Genomic DNA, 20041 nt, shown 5'->3' on the forward strand with positions numbered 1-20041 from the left:
TAGCAACGGGGGCTTTACTCTCAGGTTTAGGCTCCCGCTTCGCCCGTTATGTTGCTGATGGCGCTTTCACGCGCCGCAAGTACACGCTCAACGGTATCAACCACCGCCTGCGTTTGGGGATCGATTTCGATATTAACCCGTGCGCCCAGCTTTTTCTTGCCAAGCGTCGTACGCTCCAGCGTTTCCGGGATCAAATGCACACAGAAACGTGTTGGCGTCACTTCACCGACCGTCAGACTGATACCGTCAATACCAATAAATCCTTTGTACAGGATATATTTCATCAGCGACGGATCCTGGACTTTAAACCACACCTGACGGTTATTCTCCGAGGTCAGAATTTTCGACACTTCGGCAGTGGTCATAATATGGCCCGACATCAAATGCCCGCCAATCTCATCACTGAATTTTGCCGCACGCTCAACGTTAACCAAATCTCCGACCTTCAGATCGCCTAAGTTGGTGATACGCAGCGTTTCTTTCATCAGATCGAAGCTTATCTGGTTACCGTTAATTTCGGTGACCGTCAGGCAGCACCCATTGTGGGCAACCGATGCGCCGGTCTCCAGCGCATCCAGCATATATTCAGGCAACTCCACTACATGCGTACGAAAATTTGGTTTTTCATCAATGGACACCAATTTTGCGGTGCCCTGCACAATACCCGTAAACATACTTCCTACTCCTGAACTCAATTAAGACATCTCTGCACAGCACAATAGCAGGTGGAAATTCAGGTTGCCAGCAATGCGCCACCAGCGCCTGTTTTTTCACTGGAGAATTACGGATTCCTCGCTACAATAGACTGAAATTTCCCCTGCTTTTTCTCCTTGCTGCCATATAAGGCGGCTTTTTTAGTCTCTCAAATAACAACAATATAGTGGTGTACACGTGCAAAAGTATGTAAGTGAAGCGCGTCAGTTATTAGCTCTGGCAATTCCGGTGATTCTTGCGCAAATCGCTCAAACCGCAATGGGATTCGTCGATACCGTTATGGCGGGCGGATACAGCGCGACGGATATGGCTGCCGTCGCCATTGGTACGTCCATCTGGCTACCGGCCATTCTGTTTGGTCATGGACTGCTACTGGCGTTGACCCCAGTAATTGCGCAACTCAATGGTTCCGGACGCCGCGACCGTATCGCCCATCAAATACGTCAGGGATTCTGGCTGGCGGGCAGCGTCTCTGTTCTGATTATGGTTGTGCTATGGAACGCGGGGTACATTATTCGCTCCATGCATAACATTGACCCAGCGCTGGCAGATAAAGCCGTTGGTTACCTGCGTGCCCTGCTGTGGGGCGCTCCGGGTTATCTGTTCTTCCAGGTGGCCCGTAACCAGTGCGAAGGATTAGCCAAGACTAAACCGGCGATGGTGATGGGATTTCTCGGCCTGCTGGTGAACATTCCGGTTAACTACGTTTTCATTTATGGGCATTTAGGCATGCCGGAACTGGGCGGCGTGGGTTGTGGTGTGGCAACAGCAGCGGTTTATTGGGTGATGTTTATCGCCATGCTTTCTTACGTCAAACGTGCGCGTTCGATGCGCGATATCCGTAATGAGCGTGGTTTCCAGAAACCAGACACTGCAGTAATGAAGCGTCTGGTACAGCTGGGTTTACCTATCGCGCTGGCGTTATTTTTCGAAGTAACGCTGTTTGCGGTGGTCGCGCTGCTGGTTTCCCCGCTGGGGATTGTCGACGTAGCCGGACACCAGATCGCACTGAACTTCAGTTCGTTAATGTTCGTCCTGCCAATGTCTCTGGCTGCCGCCGTCACCATTCGTGTCGGTTATCGTCTGGGCCAGGGTTCGACGCTGGATGCGCAAACCGCAGCCAGAACGGGTCTGGGTGTCGGTGTCTGCATGGCGGTCGTAACGGCGATTTTCACCGTGACATTCCGCGAGCACATTGCCCTGCTCTACAACAATAACCCGGAAGTTGTCGCCCTGGCCGCGCAGCTTATGTTACTGGCCGCGGTGTATCAAATATCGGACTCTATCCAGGTTATTGGCAGCGGGATCCTGCGTGGTTATAAAGATACGCGTTCCATTTTCTTTATTACCTTTACGGCATACTGGGTGTTGGGTCTGCCGAGCGGTTATATTCTGGCGCTTACCGATCTGGTAGTTGACCGGATGGGACCGGCGGGATTCTGGATGGGCTTTATTATCGGCCTGACCTCTGCGGCGATACTGATGATGCTGCGGATGCGGTTTCTACAACGCCAGCCATCATCGGTTATTTTACAACGCGCTGCGCGATAACCCCATAATAGCCGCCGTCTGGCGGCTTTTTTACATCCTCAGAACGGGCTGGCATTTTGGGCATCCATCCATTCCTGGCTGATGGGGTGCCTGAAATGCAATTCGCTGGCATGCAGCATCAGCCGTGGCGTTTGTTCAGTGCCTGGCAGCAAACGCCCGCCATACAAATCACACCCTAAAATGGGATGCCCTAACTGCTGACAGTGGATCCGTAGTTGATGGGTACGCCCGGTTTCAGGCGTCAGTTGCACCCGCGTCAAGGGGAGCAACGCACCCTCTTCCTGACGATGATAAAAACGCTCGACAACCTGATAGCGCGAGCGTGCGGGTTTGCCGTTAAGAGCACAAATCGACATCAATGGAAACAGCGCCGGGTCTTTAGCAATCGCTGCATCGATAACCCCTTCGTCGTTTTCCAGATGCCCGCATAACAGCGCGCTGTACACCTTAGTGACCGTACACTGGCTGAACTGCTGGCAAAGCGCAGCGTTGATAGCCTTGTTACGAGCGACCACCATCAGCCCAGAAGTGCCGAAATCAAGCCGATGTACCAGCGTGCAGCCCGGGTAAATCTGTACCAGGCGGTGATGTACCGAATCTAGATTCTGCGGATTTTTCCCCGATAAGCTAAGCAGTCCGCTGGGTTTATTGATGAGCACCAGATGCTCGTCCTGATAGAGGGTATCTATCTCGTCATGGCAAGGCGGGGCAATAAAGGTATCGAGGATCGTAGACATCAGGCGGCCAGAATGAAGTGTGGGGACGGATGATAACGAATTTTCACCGCAGTGGCGAATCGGAGCGCTGACCCAATGGCTGGCATGGTAGAGTGTGATTTATCCTGAGTGCGATGAGAGGGTTACTCTGTGCAACAAATCGATTTTTACATGGTGGATGCCTTTACCACCACGACGTTTAGCGGTAATGCCGCAGCAGTCTGTCCGCTCACGGACTGGTTGCCCGATGAAACTTTATTAAAGATGGCGCAGCAGCATAACCAGTCAGAAACCGCTTTTTTTGTCGACGATGTGAATGGTTTTGAGCTGCGTTGGTTTACCACTCAGGGAGAAATCAATCTTTGTGGACATGCCACGCTTGCCGCCGCGCATGTCATCTTTGAACATCTGAATTACCCGGAAACGAAAATCCAATTTGCCACCCGCTTTGTGGGACCGCTGACGGTCACGCGCAGCGGTGAATGGCTGACGCTTGATTTTCCGGCCTGGCAAAGCGAATCTGTCGTGCCACCTGCTTTACTGCTGGAAACATTAGGCATCACCGAATACAAAGAAGTGCGCGTGGCACGCGATTACATGGTGGTGCTGGAAAATCAACAGCAGGTTGAGGCTGTACGCCCGAACATCCACGCCATGCTTCCGCTGGGGAAAATGGTGTGTATCACCGCGCCGGGTGACGGGGAATACGATTTTGTCAGCCGTTTCTTCTGCCCGGGTGAAGCCGTCGCGGAAGACCCGGTCACAGGCTCGGCACATAGCATGCTGATCCCTTACTGGGCTGCAAAACTGAATAAAACACAGATGCTGGCGCGCCAGGTCTCTGAACGCGGCGGGGATTTACGCTGTCAGTTAGCAGGAACACGTGTTTATATCAGTGGGCAGGCGATAACTTATCTGACCGGTAAAGTGCTGCTGCGCTAGCAGCCTTACCCGCAATAACCAATCCATGGAGGATTTATGTCGAACAAACTCGTGCAGATACATTTTGATTTTCATGGTCCGTTTGGGGCTGAGATGTCGAATCAGCTCGTTGAACTGGCCGAATCAATCAACCAGGAGCCGGGGTTCATCTGGAAAATCTGGACCGAGAACGAAGCAAACCACGAAGCGGGTGGCATTTACCTGTTCCAGGACGACGACACCGCGCAGGCCTATATCAAAAAGCATACCGCCCGCCTGAAGCATCTGGGTGTGGAAGAAGTAACGTTCAAAATCTTCGATATCAATGAACCGTTAAGTAAAATTAACCACGGTCATATCGGCTAATCGTTTGCCTTAGACGCTCCGCCCGGGGCGTTTCTTCTCTTCCCCTGCTTTCCCCTCATCAAAAGCGATCCCCTCTTTCGTCGCCTCGCGATTGCGCTATAGCGTGTGCCAGGTTTGCAATAGTTCACAAAATCATCACCCGCGAAAATTATCTCTAGCCGGAAGTGGTACAAAGGCGTATAAAATAATACAAACAGTATTATTTTATACAAAATGAATCATCAGCCACAGGAGATTTATTATGTCCGCGGACATTACACTGAACTCATCTGCCGGAAGCTTCCCGCCAGCAGGTCATTACTCGCACAGTACAACGGCTGGCGGCTTCGTCTTCATTTCCGGGCAGTTGCCGGTCACTTTCGACGGCGAGAAAAAAGCGGATGCCTCTTTTGAAGATCAAACCCGACTGGTACTCAAGAATATTGATGCTTGTCTGGCGGGTGCTGGAGTTTCCCGTCAGCATCTGGTGTCAGTTCGCGTCTATGTGACGGATATGAACCAGTGGCCGACGTTTAACAAAATCTATGGGGAATGGATCGGTGATTTTCGTCCATCCCGTGCAGTAGCAGGTGTTGCGGAACTTCATTATGGTTTTGCGCTGGAAGTTGAAGCTATTGCGTTGGCCCCACAAGCGTGACGTTTAACAACATACAGGTGAACAACAATGACAGAAATAATACTGCCTGATTATAACGATGTTGCCGCTGCGGCAGAGCGCATCGCAGATTATGCTAACAAAACGCCGGTGATGACATCCCGAACGGTTAATGAAGAATTTGGCGCGGAAGTTTTCTTCAAGTGCGAAAACTTTCAGAGAATGGGCGCCTTCAAATTTCGCGGCGCTATGAATGCGCTACGCCAGTTCACACCACAACAACGCGCTGCGGGCGTCGTGACGTTTTCTTCCGGTAACCATGCGCAGGCCATTGCCCTGTCGGCAAAATTATTGGGAATTCCGGCGACGATTATCATGCCGCATGATGCCCCGGCAGCCAAAGTAGCGGCGACGAAAGGCTATGGCGGAAAGGTGGTAACTTACGATCGCTATACTGAAGATCGTGAAAAAATTGGTCGGGACCTGGCAGAGAAACAGGGATTAACGCTGATCCCCCCTTACGACCATCCGCACGTGATTGCAGGCCAGGGCACCGCCACAAAAGAGCTGATTGAAGAAGTGGGTCAGTTAGACGCCCTTTTCGTGTGTCTGGGCGGTGGCGGCCTGCTCTCAGGATCCTCTCTGGCGGCCAGACATCTGTCTCCTGACTGCATCATCTATGGTGTCGAACCTGAGGCGGGTAACGATGGTCAACAGTCGTTCCGCAGTGGCAAAATAGTTCATATCGATACGCCTAAAACCATCGCTGACGGTGCTCAGACTCAACATCTCGGAAATATTACATTTCCGATTATTCAGCAAAACGTGAACGATATTCTGACTGTCTCAGACGATGAATTAGTCGCGTCAATGAAATTTATCGCTGAACGTATGAAAATCGTTGTTGAGCCGACCGGGTGTCTGGGTTTTGCTGCCGCCAGAGCGCGCAAAGCTGAACTTCGCGGCAAGAAAATCGGCATTATAATCAGCGGCGGAAACGTGGATATCAGTCGCTACAGTGAATTTCTGGCCGGATGATAAACAGGGTATCTGCATGCAGATACCCTACTGTTACTGTCTGTACACTCCTGTCTGGAAAAACGATCCCAGGTCACTGTAAACTGCTCGCAATCATGGCAACAGGCATCACCGCAGGAGACTGGCATGCCAAAAACCGACAATTACTCGCTTCTCAGCCAAATTGATACTATCGCCAGGGGATTGAGTGAGACCTTCTCTCCGTTTTGCGAAGTGGTGGTTCATGACCTCAAAAATCCTGATCATGCCATTTTGTCCATCCATAATAATCTTTCCGGACGTCAACCCGGTCAGCCAGCAACCGAGCTTGGCCTGGCGAGAATCGCATCACCTGACTTTCCCAGCATCATTGCGAATTACAGTAATCAGTTTGCCGATGGTCGCCCGGTGAAAAGTACCTCAATTGGCATCAAGGATGAAGAAGGCAAATACGTAGCAGCACTTTGCCTGAATGTCGATATGACGCTGTTTCGTGGTATGCAGAGTGCTCTTGCGCGTTTTACTGAAACCGAAAACTCCCCCATTAAGGAACATATCGATCCCGGCAGCAATGAAGTCATCCGCCAGCGTATTGATGATTTTGCCGCTAAACGCGCGACGACGGCCCGAGCCCTTAAACCTCAAGACCGTAAGCTGCTGATTCAACAATTACGCCAGGACGGTTTACTGAACGTACGAAAATCTATGGATACAGTGGCACAGCATCTGGGCGTTTCCAGAGCCACCGCCTACCTGTATGCCCGCCAGTCAGTTCAGGCGGGTGAATAAACGGATTCAGATAGACCGCACTTGCCGCGTATAGAATGTCTGTTCTTGATTATCGACACGAAGCGCTCCCGCTATACCAAGGGCGGCTTCGTGCCCGATATAGTTATCCACCAGTAAACAACCAAATCCAGCGACAGTGAAAAAAATAAACCTTTATTTTAGTGCGTATTTGTTGGCGCTGAGTAAATAGATGATTTATTTTTGTACATAGATAGTGAAATTTAGCTTTACTCAAATAATACTACCAGCATTGTTAATGCATCACAGTAGAACAAACAACAACTAACTCACTGATTTGAAAGAATTAAAAAATCATTGAATTTATTGCACCAATAATACCTATGCAATATATATAAATAGCGTGATATCTAAATTATAATTCTTTTACATCCGGCTGATTGGTGAGGTAAGAATGCGGTTAATCGTCATGTTAGTAAGCTTTATGCTCTCCTCCCAGCTCTGGGCGGGTGAACTTTCCGCGCCTACCGGTAAAGTACTCTTAACGCTGTCGGGTAATATTGAAAATACAAATGCCGACGGGAAAGCCGTTTTTGATACCGCCAGCCTTGAGAAACTGGGCATGGTCAGTTTCCAGACCACCTCTCCCTGGTATAATGGGCGCACTACCTTTACGGGTATTCCGCTACAAAAGCTCATGGATTATGTCGGGGCGAGTGGCTCTGTTGTTAAGGTCACTGCGCTCAATGACTACACCACCGTTATCCCTCTCAGTGATTTCAAAAAATACAATGCTATCCTTGCGTTAAAAATCAACGGAAAATATATGCGCATCCGTGATAAAGGCCCGTTATTCATTGTGTACCCCTATGACAGCATGCCGGAACTGAATAATCAGATTTATTATTCAAGGTCTGCATGGCAGGTCAGTAGTATGGATATTGAGTAAGCGTTCAGAGGAACATCATGAACAGAATACTGGCTGGCATCATCTTTTTTCTTTTTATATCTACCGGGTATATCTCTTTCCTCGTGCATGAACGGCAACAAGAGTTACAGAAACTGACTCACTACACCGATTCCTGGTCTGCTGCTCAGCTGGTATCACAATATTACCGATTTGAATCGTTGCTTGGCCTTTACACTATCGATGATACGATGAATCTCGATGATGTACGCATGCGCCTCGACATTATGCTTAGCCAGAGTGATTTAATAAAAGAAGGTGACCTGGGGCGCTACATAGAAAGCAATATAGCCCACCGCGAGCTGGCAGTAAAACTTGAAAACACCCTTAGTTTTCTTGATGTTAATCTAGAAAAAATGAACCGTTCAGCACTCCAGACTTATCTGAAAAAAATGCATACTCTGGATGCGCCACTGGGTCGTCTTTCATCTGGTGCGTTAAACAAGGATGTTAACTCGATCAATAACGCCAACCAAAAAATTCAAACGCTGTACTATATTTATTCTGCAACCTCTGTGCTGCTGATAATACTGAGTGCGATTCTGGGTGTGCTCATTTTCTATCAAAACAGAAATATTCTGCGGGCGCACCTGCAGGTCAAGAGTCTTGCCGAAGAACTGCAGAAATCTAAAGAAAAACTGCAAATGCAGAATGCTAAACTGGAATATGACGTTTACCATGACTCTCTTACCGAGATGAATAACCGTCAGCTATTCTGGAGCGATTTAAATAAAACAATTGAGATAGCAGAAAAAAATCACGACTCTGTGACCGTGATGTTGTTTGATTTAGATCGATTCAAAGAGGTAAATGATACGTATGGTCATGATGCAGGTGATATGTTGCTACGCCAGATATCAGACCGACTGGTTTCAATGAGCCGTACTTCGGATACGCTGTATCGCCTGGGTGGCGATGAATTTGCGTTTCTCTCAAGCGGCCTGACAGAAAGCCACGCCGTTTCGCGGGCCCAGAAAATATGTGAATTTATCAGCCAGCCCTACACTATCTATAACACGATTATCAACATAACCACCTGTGTTGGCATTGTTATCTCGGAAACGGAACGCCGCTCTGACTATCTTTATAAATTTGCCGATCTGGCCCTTTATGAAGCTAAAAATGAAGGCTCTGGGAAGATAAAAGTCTTCCGGCAACGAATGTTAGAAAAGCTACAAGAAAGCAGAACGCTTGAGCATGATATGGCATTGGCAATAGTGAACAAAGAATTCGTGGTGTATTACCAGCCGATTGTCGATTCTTTCAGCCAGGAAATTTATAGCTACGAAGCCCTTATTCGTTGGCGCCACCCTCTAAAGGGCCTCCTGTCGCCGGATAATTTTATTCCTGTTGCTGAAAAAACCGGAATGATTAATGAGATGGGGAAAGCGGTACTTGAAATTGCCTGCCGGGAAGCGGCTTGTTGGGCGATTCCTGCTAAAATTTCCGTCAACGTCTCTCCTGTCCAGCTAAGCAGCAAAGCCTTTGCCGGCATCGTACTGTCTATTCTGAAAGAAACAGGACTCCCAGCCGATCGTCTTGAACTGGAAGTAACAGAGTCCTCTCTCTTTACTGAGAGTACGACGCCGATGAATACGCTTAATAAGCTCAGAGCTCTGGGCGTAAAAATCTCCATCGATGATTTTGGTACCGGATATTCTTCTCTTTCGCGCCTGAGCAGGCTTGCCTTCGATAAAATTAAAATAGACAAATCCTTTGTGCATTCAATATCCACACAGGAAGATGCCCTTAATATCATCAAACTGATCACCGGCATGGCGAAATCCCTTAATATGAAGGCTGTTGCAGAAGGTGTTGAAACGCATGAGCAACTGGAGAGACTTCAGGCACTGGGCTGCGATTTCGCACAAGGATATCTGTTTGGTAAACCTCAACCTTGTGTCAATGAGGAAATCAGAAACGGCCAGGTTACACGTTTAAACAACAAAAGAACGATGCCATGAAGGCTTTCATCAGGCTTGTACTGTGAGCAGCACGCTGAGTAGCAATGTCGACGTCAAACTTATCCTGACCTGAGGTTCCAAAAATGACCACTTTTTATCAGCTTACTGCCACCAGTCTGAGTGGTCAGATTATCTCAATGGACGACTATGCAGGTAAGCTGGTACTGGTGGTTAATACAGCCAGTCATTGTGGCTTCACACCGCAATACGCGGGCCTTGAAGCGCTCTACAAGAAATACGCCGCACAGGGCCTGGTGGTGCTTGGCTTCCCCTGCAACCAGTTCGGTAAGCAGGAACCCGGTGGGGCCGACGAAATCTCGCAGACCTGCCACGTCAACTACGGTGTGAGTTTTCCAATGTTTGAGAAAGTGGAGGTTAACGGCGCCGGTACACACCCAATTTTTCGTTACCTGAAAGATGAATTACCCGGCATGCTGGGTGGGCGAATCAAGTGGAACTTCACTAAATTCCTGATTGGGCGCGACGGCAAACCGCTTAAACGTTTTGCCCCCTTCACTACTCCTGAAAAAATAGAAACCGTCATCCTTGCTGCACTTAAAATCTAAAGGTTGCTGTCACTCGAAAGTCACACTAATACCGTGGACATTCGTTAGTTTTATCTTCAGCAAGTCATCGTATTAGCCAAAATAAGCGACTATCTACAGCTAAAGTTGGTAATTCCCCTGAACGGTTCTATAGTCGGGACTGCTTCTCATTACAGGGTTCACTAATGCGATTTAACGGACTGACTAAAGGTTTCTTCATTTTCATACTTGCCCTCGTGACCTGGGCATTCTTCGATGTGCTGTCCCCCTACTTTTCCGCCATTTTGTGGGCCGCGATATTAACGACTATCTTTAACCCGGTAAAAAACCGACTGCGTAGCGCGCTTGGCGAACGCAACGGGCTGGCATCATTGATTACCATCGTCATTATCTGTCTGATTGTCTTTATCCCGCTGATGGTAATTCTGTCATCGCTGGCCATTGAACTGAATGTGGTGTACACCAAACTGCAACAGAATGACACGCAGTTCCCGGAAGTTGTCACTTCTGTTCTTTCGTATCTTCCTGACTGGGCCAGAGGATTTCTGGCAGAACACAATCTGGATGATGCCGCGCAGATCCAGAAAAAATTGTCAGATGTCGTACTGCAAGGTGGGCAGTATCTTGCTGGCAGCGCATTCCTGATCGGGAAAGGCACATTCGGCTTTGCTATCAGCTTTGGCATCATGCTGTATCTGCTGTTTTTCTTACTGAAGGATGGACCGTATCTGGTGCGCCAGATTCTGGACTCATTACCGCTTTCTGATTTTGCCAAACAGCACCTGTTTGCCAAGTTCGTCGGCGTAACACGGGCAACCGTCAAGGGCACGGCAGTTGTAGCATTGGTTCAGGGGATTCTTGGCGGCATTGCGTTTGCGATTGTAGATATCGACGGCAGCGTTCTGTGGGGCGCGTTGATGGCCTTTCTCTCCCTCGTGCCCGCCGTCGGTTCAGCGATCGTCTGGGTACCAGCAGCAATATTCCTGTTCGCCACCCACCAGCTATGGCAAGGGCTGTTTATCGTTGGCTTCTTCGTGATTATCGTTGGGCTGGTGGACAATATCCTGCGCCCGCTGCTGGTAGGTAAAGACACCAAAATGCCAGACTATCTGATTTTGATTACCACTCTCGGCGGCATGGAGATCTACGGCATTAACGGCTTTGTGATTGGCCCCCTGATTGCTGCACTTTTCATAACCTGCTGGAACCTGTTTTCCGGGCGTGACCATGAAGGTAACGTGGAAGGAATCGACGAAGCCTTTATGGAAGAAGGAAAAAATCCTCCAGATTTATGATTGCAGGACGATAACAGAAGGCGGTTTCGGGACCGCCTTTTTTATTTTCACGCAAAATCATGCGTTTCCTATAATTGCAATCATGCGTATTCATTAATCGTCGCAGAAGGAACTAATCAGTGCGAATAGCCACAATCACCAACTGGGCCTATAGCGCGACGGTATGCCTGACCATCGCCTCCGGCGTTGTCATGCTGATGGCATCCAGCGCCGATAACACAGAACGCCAGGTAGTGGAGCAGCGTTATCAGTTCGATCAACTTACCGAAGAAGTCGAACTCGATGCTTGGTCGTTGTCCGATCTGGCGCGCGACTATGTTATTGCAAAAGATCCTGAGGTGCTTAACGCCTACCGTCAGAAAGAAGCGACGCTGAAAGCTGTTGAGCATCGTCTGTCGAAGCTCAAAGACCTTGGGGCAACGGATGAAGAACTGACGCTATTGCACGAAGGGCTGCAGATTGTTGATGCCCTGCAGGACGAGCAAGCTGCGGCGCTTGCCAGCGTCGCGCGCGCAGAAGAGCCGCAGGCTATTGCATTGCTCTATGGGAAGTCCTATGAACAGGAACTGGAACGCGCCCAGGACCGGATAGATCATTTTCGCCAGCTACTCGATAGCCGCGTACGCAACACGATTGAAGATGCAACCCAGTCATCCCGCATGCTGCGGACGGCCTCTGAAGTGATGGTCGGTCTGACGGCGCTGCTGTTTTTATTCGTTCTCGGTTTCATTTTAAAGCGTCGTGTCCTGCGCCCCGTCGTGCGTTTGAGCGATGTCGTAAACCGTCTCGCATCGCAGGATTATGCCGTTGAGACGCCCAGCTTTAATCAGATAGATGAAATAGGCGACATGGCACAGGCGATCCGGATATTTCGCGAGAACGGCCTGGCGCGTCAGAGACTGGAGAAAGAGCGAGATGCCGACTGGGCAATCCGCGATCTGCTGGCACGTATGACGCAGCGTCTGCAGGGCTGCGAGAGTTTTGTCGATGTCATCAATGTGGCGGAGCTGTTTGCACCGAATATTGCCCCAGGTATTGCTGGGCGGCTTTATATACTGGACCGGGAACCCTGGCAAATGCGCTGCGTTGCACAATGGCTCTCACCGCAGGGTAAAGCGGATGCGTTCCACCCGGACGAATGCTGGGCAGTGCGCCGTGGCCAGAGCCATCCTCCGGTACAAGGTGAACCCGATATTGCCTGCTACCATCTGCCGGAGTCATGCCAGCAGCATACCCTGTGCGTCCCGCTAATTGCCCAAGGCGAAGCCATCGGCCTGCTCTCATTCCAGAACCTTAGCGATGATTCCGCCCCCTCTCGTGCGTATCTGGAGCTGATGGCAGAAGCACTCGGCCTCGCATTAGCCAACCAGCGTCTGCGTGATGCCCTGCTGGAAAAAGCGCTCTACGACCCGCTAACCGGACTGCGCAACCGTCATCATCTTGAAGATACACTGCGTACCCAGATGAGCCAGGCAGTGCGTAACAAAGAGCCGATCAGTTGCCTGATGATCGATATCGATCATTTCAAAAGTATTAACGACCGCTTTGGCCATGAGGCGGGCGATAGCGTGATTAAAAGTATCGCCGCGACTATTCAGCGCGTTGTCCACGACAGCGGTATGGCCTTCCGCTACGGCGGTGAAGAGTTTCTGGTACTACTGGCCAATACGGATGAACAAGCCGCTAACCGTTTTGCGACGGAAATCTACAACGGCGTACGCGAACTGTCGTTACGCTTTGGCGTTTCCGATATTGGACACGTGGATGTCTCTATTGGCGTTGCCAGCTATCCGCAGCACGCCCAGAGCGACAACCTGCTGCGCGCCGCAGACGTCGCGCTTTACCGCGCGAAAGAGTTAGGGCGTTCACGCATTGTGAGCTTTGGCATGCTGGAAGCAAGCTGATATGAGTCAGCACTTCGGGCATTGCTTTACCTCTACGCCAGGTGGTGATATGTTAACTGGATGAACACAAAAAACGATATCACCGCTTTTAATCACAACCAGTGGTGGCTGCCTTCTTAAAGGCGGTCAGAATGTGTTTCCCCCATTTTTAGATAACCGCCGAAAGGCGGTTATTTGCATTTACAGACCCCTTTCGGTTTTATGACTAAGGAGTCTGACATGAACAACAAAACTATCATCCTCACCGGCGATCGTCCCACCGGCCCGTTGCATCTCGGCCATTATGTGGGCTCACTGCGCCAGCGCGCCACGCTGCAACACGATTATCAGCAGTTTATATTGGTGGCTGACCTGCAAGGGCTGACCGATAACGGCAGCACACCGCAAAAGATCCGCAACAATATTCCCGAAGTGCTGGCCGACTATCTCGCCGCAGGAATAGACCCGTCACTCACCACCATCTGTCTGCAATCGGCACTGCCTGCCCTCGCTGAGTTAACAGCGCTTTATATGAACATCGTTACCGTGGCTCGCGTAGAGCGTAATCCTACGGTTAAAAACGAAATTGCGCAGAAAGGGTTCGCCCGCTCATTACCGGTTGGCTTTCTGGTTTATCCCATCAGTCAGGCGGCAGATATTACAGCCTTCAAAGCCGAAGTCGTTCCCGTCGGCGACGATCAGTTGCCAATGATTGAACAGACTAACGAAATCGTGCATAAGATGAATAGCCTGTTACCGGCCCCCGTCTTATCACACTGCAAAGCGCTGCTGAGTGAAACCAGCCGCCTGCCAGGGATCGACGGGAATGCCAAAATGTCAAAATCGCTTGGTAACACATTGCTCCTGTCAGCCAGCGAAGAAACCATTCACCGCGCGGTCAGCGCAATGTACACCGACCCCAATCATTTAAAAGTGTCCGATCCAGGGCAAATAGACGGCAATATGGTATTCACTTACCTCGACGCTTTTCATGCGGATAAAGCAAAAGTGGCGGAGATGAAAGCGCATTATCAGCGCGGTGGGTTGGGTGACCGGACATGCAAAAACGAGTTGGAAATATGCTTGCAAGAGCTCATCGCCCCGATGCGCGAGCGGCGCGCAACCTACATCCAGGATAAAGGTATGCTGATGGCGATGCTTAAAAAAGGCAGCGAACAGGCGCACGACGTCACACAGCAGACATTAAAAGAAGTGAAGCAAGGACTGGGTTTGCCGGTGTTCTGATCTCGGATAACAACGGGTTCGATAAATAAAGATAACTCCCGACAAATAACAATCGCCGGGAGCTATCAGAAGCCCCCCTCTATGAAGGGGGCCGGTTCCCGTATTGCTGATTAACGTCAGTATGAGGTACGTCTGTATTGACGATACTGCGGATGCCAAAAAATCTCGTCAATTTTGCCTCGTAATGATTCTTCAGGTATACGAATGGCTACACCATCGCATTGCGCTGCAATGCCAACATTAAAGGCAATAGCTTTTGTTACTTCCTGAATATTATTAATATCCGGTAATAATGAAGAATCTTTATTGACTTTCATTGGCGAAAAAGAAGCTAACGTGCGGCTTGCCGTTATTAACATATTCTCCGTAATTAGTGTGGCACGACTTGCCAGACACCCTAGCCCAATACCAGGGAAGATATAAACATTATTGCATTGTGTAATTGGATATTCCTTCCCTTTGTATATTACGGGATTAAATGGACTTCCCGTTGCAACAATGGCGTTTCCCTCTGTCCATTCAATGATATCTTCCGGCCTCGCCTCGACCCGTGAAGTTGGATTGGATAACGGCATAATTATTGGGATCTTACAGTGGCGGTACATTTCCCTAATAACAGCTTCGCTAAACAAGCCTGGTTGACCGGTAACCCCTATCAACACCGTCGGATGCGCATGGCAAACAACATCCATCAGCGTCATTTTTTCGCTTTCCACACCCCAGCTTTCGACGATCGTTCGCGGCTGCGACAGCTGTTGCTGAAAAGGTGGAAGGTTTGCCTGGTCATCAGTCAACAATCCAAACCGATCCACCATAAAAATTCTGGCGCGAGCTTCTACTTCAGACAAGCCTTCAGCGATCATCTGCTGAACAATGTGTTCAGCAATACCACAACCAGCCGATCCTGCCCCCAGAAATACCACTGTTTGCTCGCATAATGAACGACCGGAGACTGAGCTTGCCGCCATTAGGCATCCTAGCGCAACGGCAGCAGTTCCCTGGATATCGTCATTAAAACAGCACATCTCATCTCTGTATCGCTCCAGAAGAGGAAGTGCCGTTTGCTGTGCAAAATCCTCGAATTGAAGTAGGACCTCAGGCCATCGACGTTTAACCGCGTTAATGAACATATCGACAAACTCAAAATACTCTTCCCCGGTAATTCTTGGGTGACGCCATCCCATGTAAAGGGGATCATTTAGCAGTTGAGAATTATTGGTACCAACATCCAGCAGAATGGGCAACGTATTTGCCGGATTTATACCGCCGCAGACGGTATACAAAGACAGTTTCCCTATTGGGATCCCCATGCCGCCAATACCTTGATCCCCAAGTCCCAGGATTCGTTCGCCATCGGTGACGACGATAACACGAATATGCTGTTTCGTGGCATTGTGCAATATATCATCGATTTTATGGCGATCTGGCCAAGCGATAAATAAACCTCTGGCCCTGCGGTAAATATCAGAAAAGTGTTCACACGCATGACCAACAACTGGCGTATAAATAATAGGTAGCATTTCTACTAAATGCTTGCTCACCAGATAATAGAATAGCGTTTCGTTAGTATCCTGAATATTCCTGAGGTAAATATGTCGTGCAATAGCAGATTTAAAATCGCTAAACTGGCGATATGCTCGATGAGATTGCTCCTCAATTGTTTCAACTGCGTTGGGAAGCAGTCCTTCCAGATTGAATACCACTCGCTCCTCTTCGCTAAAACCACTCCCTTTATTAAGAAGAGGAGATTCGAGTAGAACAGAACCTGAGTAGGGAATATAGAGCAAGTTATCTACAGTTTCATTTAGCATAGTGTTCATCCAGATAAATATCTTCCGTATTCAGTTACTATTACATGCTGGAAATTATCGTATTAGCGATTAACATCGTTATGATTCCACCCAGTGCCGGAATGACCGTTCTGCGTACGATCATAAATGGGGAGCACTCACCCGATTTACTGACGGCAATAATAATGCCGGCTACAGGCGACATGGCGCGTCCCATTCCTGCCATCAGTTGCATCGGCAGCAGCATATGTACGGCGTTCATACCAAACTTTGTTGCAATAGACTGCGCCATACCGGCAAACGAAAAGAAGGCTGCAACCCCCGATCCTGTCAGTACGGCCGTTACCCCGACCAAACATGCCATTACAATTGTCATGCTGGTGAAGCCAAAGCCAGCGTTATGTGTCGCATCAAGTAAATAGTCCACTGCACCAATTTTTTGCAATCCCTGGGCGAAGATTTCGGCACATACCAGTAATGACACAATACTGGTGAACATACTCCCCATGCCTTTAAAGAAGACTTGCACACCCTTGCAGCACTCTTTAAAGTTTCGTTTTACACATAACTCAAAAATAAAGGCAACAAGAGTTCCGATAACCATTGCAGTTACGACATCAACTTTAATGGTATCAATAACCAACGGACTGAATACCAATACCAGAACGACAGGAAAAATGGGCAATAATCCGTACAACTTAGGTGCTGGCGTGTCATCTTTTTCAGCAACTTCAGGTTGCACAGCATGTTGCGACACAACAACATGACCATCTTTTTTGTCAAAATATTTCGCCGTAAAATAAATTAATATAGCAACGACAACCATCACCGCCGCAGCTACCGGCATCTGATAATGAGCAAAATACAGTGCTGTTTCCATGCCCGCATATTCAGCAGCTAAATTCGCCGTACCAACGGCTGGCCCAAGATCCATAAAGGCACACATACCAATCATAGCCGCGGCAGCTGCCTTACTGACCCCAAGCCGAACCAAAACGGGGAAAAATGTCACCAGCAATAACATTGCAAGGCCTGCAGCGCTGGAGATGGCAACATGCAGCAATTGCGCAAAAATGTAGCCGATGGCAAGGATCAGGTAAGGTGCTTTTAAAGCCTCCAGCGGCCGGATACAGACGTCAACCATCGCCTTTGACGCTTTGATATGATCCATATAACTGGCGAAACCACCAGCTGCCATAATAATCAAACCAATCCCTGCCACCTGCGTTGATAATGAACTTTTTACAAAGGCAAATATATCAATCCAAACAGACCCCGTAGATTTTGCATTTCCATATAATATACTTTTTTCAGGGTAAAAAATGGCTGTAATTGTCAGAAGAGAAAGTCCAGCCAATAGCAGAATAGTTTGCGGCTGGTAATTTTTTATAATTAACCAGGCTGCAATAGCAGTAATAAGTATCGCAATAATGAAAGCACTCATGGATATGCTCCGTTATTTAATCATCAAAATATTAATAATCCATATAACCACAGCTGTTATATGAGGATAATAATTTAGTTGAGTATGTATAATATATTCAGATGAAATTATGTCCTTTCATCTGAATTAATATCGTTAAGCATCATTCCAGCAACCAGTGCGGTTCTGGTAATGATATTTTCGGGTAATATATGCTCATGGAGCGCATGGATACCGGCTCCTGTCGCGCCAAGGCCATCTAATGTAGGGATATCTAACGCCGCGGTGAAGTTTCCATCACTACCCCCTCCAGCCGATTTAGCGGAAATCGTAATTCCCAGCATTTCTGCAATTTTTTGCGCTTTTTCAAATAGCTGCTCGGAAGCTGAAGAACGTTCCATCGGTGGGCGAGTTTGACCCCCTTCAATCCTGAGTTGGCTACCCGACAAATGAGGGGTCAAACGGGTGATAGCATCATGGATCCGTGCGGCTTCTGACTGGTTTTCAACCCTGGTATCAATTTCTAATTCGGCATGATCCGCGACGACATTGACCCGAGTCCCTCCCCGTACAATACCAACGTTAACGGTGGTGCCGCGTTCAGGATCATTCAACTCTCGCAATTTGAGGATCTGAAAAGCCATTTCCTCAATAGCACTAACCCCCTCACCGGGATTATTACCTGCATGAGCAGCAAGCCCTGTGATAGCAATCCGGTAGCGGCCAGTCCCTTTACGGGCGATTTTTAAGTCACCGTGAGTTGTTGCGGGTTCAACAACCAATACCTGCTCAGATCCTATCGCATTACGGGTAATCCATTCCTTCGAACTTGGGCTTCCGAGTTCTTCATCACTATTGCACAGGAAAACAATGCGTTTATCGTTGAGCAGCCCGAGCTCTTTTAGCGCACGAACCGCCCAGATCGACTGAACCATCCCGGCTTTCATATCGAGGATCCCCGGGCCATACCATTTACCCTCTTCTTCGCGAAGTGAGAGTATCCCTTTATCCCATACCGTATCGAAATGCCCCAAAATTGTGGTTTGTGGCCCCTCTTTTCCCAGCATAAATTTTAACTGATTACCATAGTGTGCCTGGTTTTCTGTTTCTGCCTTAATGCCCAGACGCTTTTCGAAAATAGCCTTTAAAACATCACCACAGTGGTCAACAGCAGCTTTATCCGTAGAAGGAGACTCAGCCAGTACCAAATCACTGATATCTTCCCTGATCTGGTCAGTATGTTTCTGTAAGTAATTAACAACGCTCTTCATTGCCACACTCTCCGTATAGGTATTTACGGTTAGTATGTAACGAATTGCGATTGAAAAAGAATCAGGCACCTATGCTAATATTGTTGCCTTCAGGTCAACAATAATGGCAAAAACATGACATTGAGCACCTATCCAGAAAAAGCGATTCGTTATTTATATATGGTCGGATTGTACGGTGGGATCCGCAGAGCCGCCGACATCCTTGGCTTTAACCCTTCTGTTGTCAGTCGCCAAATCGCTCTTCTGGAAAGAACGATACAGCTGCCATTGCTGGAAAAAAGAGGACGTAACGTTGTCCTCACCGAGGCAGGAAGATTACTGGCTGATGATTACGCCATTACTCAACAAAAACGCAATGAGCTTGAGCGACAACTCAGCGATATGCGCCATATGCGTGGAGGGACCGTTACGTTGCGCGTTGGACAAGGGATGGTCCAGGAAATCATTACCCACGTCGTGAGTGATTTTGCCCAAATCTACCCGAATGTGTTTGTCGATATCACCTCTGGCAACATGGAAACATCGATGGAGCTCATTGCAAGAGGTGAAGTGGATATGGCCGTGGGATTTGGTCCCGTTGGACAACCGGCACTTAAACGATATAGCTATAATCGGGGAGCCATTTGTGCAATTGTCAGGAAAGATCACGCTATTTCTGGCTTAAAGAAGGTAACCCTTCAGGAGCTTTCCCAGCATCGCCTGATCGCTATGCATGAAAATTTTGGACTTCAGCGATATCTCACCGCGATGTTTCGTGATGAAGCAATTATATTCAGGCCATCCTACTGCTGTAATTTGTTTACCAGTGCAATAGCCCTGTGCAGTGCGGGACTAGGGATTGCTTTTATGACTGAACAAACCGCTAATGCTAATTCTTATCCTGGGGAATTGGTGGCGATACCGATTGATCATCATATTGCCAGAGAGTGTCAGTGGCATGTATTGCGCAGTTCTGATCATCGTTTTACACCGGCAGCGCATTACTTATGGAAGTTACTGTGTAATTATTTAAGTGATTCCAGCACGTAGGA

Annotated in this window: 18 protein-coding genes; 13 read left to right on the forward strand and 5 right to left on the reverse strand. The window is 48.6% G+C overall.

Features of this window, described 5'->3' with window-relative positions:
- Window positions 1-26: 26 nt before the first annotated feature.
- A complete protein-coding gene (locus tag OGY83_RS05660) occupies window positions 27-674 on the reverse strand; it encodes a riboflavin synthase (protein WP_003832752.1) in 648 nt (215 codons plus the stop codon).
- 217 nt (window positions 675-891) lie between these two features.
- Here OGY83_RS05660 and mdtK point away from each other — a divergent pair, with 217 nt between their 5' ends.
- Complete coding sequence (mdtK, locus tag OGY83_RS05665; protein WP_079937802.1) at window positions 892-2265, forward strand: multidrug efflux MATE transporter MdtK; 1374 nt, start codon at window positions 892-894, stop codon at window positions 2263-2265.
- Between the two features lie 38 nt (window positions 2266-2303).
- Here the strand turns inward: mdtK and OGY83_RS05670 are convergent, their stop codons facing one another.
- Window positions 2304-3002 carry an RluA family pseudouridine synthase gene (locus OGY83_RS05670; RefSeq protein ID WP_286635434.1) on the reverse strand — a complete coding sequence of 233 codons (699 nt, stop codon included), beginning with the start codon at window positions 3000-3002 and terminating at the stop codon, window positions 2304-2306.
- A gap of 129 nt (window positions 3003-3131) precedes the next feature.
- Here OGY83_RS05670 and OGY83_RS05675 point away from each other — a divergent pair, with 129 nt between their 5' ends.
- From OGY83_RS05675 to trpS, 11 genes are all read left to right on the forward strand, one after another.
- Entirely contained in the window at window positions 3132-3923 is a 792-nt protein-coding gene (locus tag OGY83_RS05675) for a PhzF family phenazine biosynthesis protein (protein ID WP_286635435.1), read from the forward strand.
- A 36-nt stretch (window positions 3924-3959) separates the two neighbouring features.
- Window positions 3960-4268, forward strand: coding sequence for a monooxygenase (locus OGY83_RS05680; protein ID WP_079937799.1), 309 nt, complete (start codon window positions 3960-3962; stop codon window positions 4266-4268).
- A 241-nt stretch (window positions 4269-4509) separates the two neighbouring features.
- Window positions 4510-4905: a RidA family protein gene (locus OGY83_RS05685; protein ID WP_079937798.1), complete on the forward strand. Its 396-nt coding sequence runs from the start codon at window positions 4510-4512 to the stop codon at window positions 4903-4905.
- A gap of 27 nt (window positions 4906-4932) precedes the next feature.
- Window positions 4933-5901, forward strand: coding sequence for a threo-3-hydroxy-L-aspartate ammonia-lyase (locus tag OGY83_RS05690; RefSeq protein ID WP_286635436.1), 969 nt, complete (start codon window positions 4933-4935; stop codon window positions 5899-5901).
- Between the two features lie 126 nt (window positions 5902-6027).
- Window positions 6028-6669 (forward strand): helix-turn-helix transcriptional regulator, encoded by a 642-nt coding sequence (locus OGY83_RS05695; protein ID WP_286635437.1) that lies wholly within the window; start codon window positions 6028-6030, stop codon window positions 6667-6669.
- Between the two features lie 412 nt (window positions 6670-7081).
- Window positions 7082-7576, forward strand: coding sequence for a putative pterin-binding protein (locus OGY83_RS05700; protein ID WP_123267105.1), 495 nt, complete (start codon window positions 7082-7084; stop codon window positions 7574-7576).
- A 17-nt stretch (window positions 7577-7593) separates the two neighbouring features.
- On the forward strand, window positions 7594-9558 hold the full coding sequence (locus OGY83_RS05705; RefSeq protein ID WP_286635438.1) for a putative bifunctional diguanylate cyclase/phosphodiesterase: 1965 nt from the start codon (window positions 7594-7596) through the stop codon (window positions 9556-9558).
- A gap of 83 nt (window positions 9559-9641) precedes the next feature.
- Window positions 9642-10124 (forward strand): glutathione peroxidase, encoded by a 483-nt coding sequence (locus OGY83_RS05710; protein ID WP_191233567.1) that lies wholly within the window; start codon window positions 9642-9644, stop codon window positions 10122-10124.
- Between the two features lie 164 nt (window positions 10125-10288).
- Complete coding sequence (locus tag OGY83_RS05715; protein ID WP_123267102.1) at window positions 10289-11398, forward strand: AI-2E family transporter; 1110 nt, start codon at window positions 10289-10291, stop codon at window positions 11396-11398.
- Window positions 11399-11517: 119 nt separating this feature from the next.
- The gene (locus tag OGY83_RS05720) at window positions 11518-13302 is read left to right on the forward strand and encodes a diguanylate cyclase (RefSeq protein WP_286635439.1); all 1785 of its coding nucleotides are present in this window, start codon (window positions 11518-11520) and stop codon (window positions 13300-13302) included.
- 219 nt (window positions 13303-13521) lie between these two features.
- Window positions 13522-14526 carry a tryptophan--tRNA ligase gene (trpS, locus tag OGY83_RS05725; protein ID WP_079937790.1) on the forward strand — a complete coding sequence of 335 codons (1005 nt, stop codon included), beginning with the start codon at window positions 13522-13524 and terminating at the stop codon, window positions 14524-14526.
- A gap of 116 nt (window positions 14527-14642) precedes the next feature.
- Here the strand turns inward: trpS and OGY83_RS05730 are convergent, their stop codons facing one another.
- The 3 genes from OGY83_RS05730 to OGY83_RS05740 form a co-directional block, all read right to left on the reverse strand.
- Window positions 14643-16337, reverse strand: a complete 1695-nt coding sequence (locus OGY83_RS05730) for an NAD-dependent malic enzyme (protein WP_286635440.1) — start codon at window positions 16335-16337, stop codon at window positions 14643-14645.
- 40 nt (window positions 16338-16377) lie between these two features.
- On the reverse strand, window positions 16378-17760 hold the full coding sequence (gene dcuC / locus OGY83_RS05735) for a C4-dicarboxylate transporter DcuC (protein ID WP_286635441.1): 1383 nt from the start codon (window positions 17758-17760) through the stop codon (window positions 16378-16380).
- Between the two features lie 107 nt (window positions 17761-17867).
- Window positions 17868-19010, reverse strand: coding sequence for a M20 family metallopeptidase (locus tag OGY83_RS05740; protein ID WP_194212111.1), 1143 nt, complete (start codon window positions 19008-19010; stop codon window positions 17868-17870).
- Between the two features lie 114 nt (window positions 19011-19124).
- Between OGY83_RS05740 and OGY83_RS05745 the strand changes: the two genes are divergently transcribed.
- Complete coding sequence (locus tag OGY83_RS05745; protein WP_194212110.1) at window positions 19125-20039, forward strand: LysR family transcriptional regulator; 915 nt, start codon at window positions 19125-19127, stop codon at window positions 20037-20039.
- Window positions 20040-20041 lie beyond the last annotated feature (2 nt).

Origin of the sequence: Citrobacter sp. Cpo090, assembly GCF_030332665.1 — a bacterium.
GTDB lineage: Bacteria > Pseudomonadota > Gammaproteobacteria > Enterobacterales > Enterobacteriaceae > Citrobacter > Citrobacter portucalensis.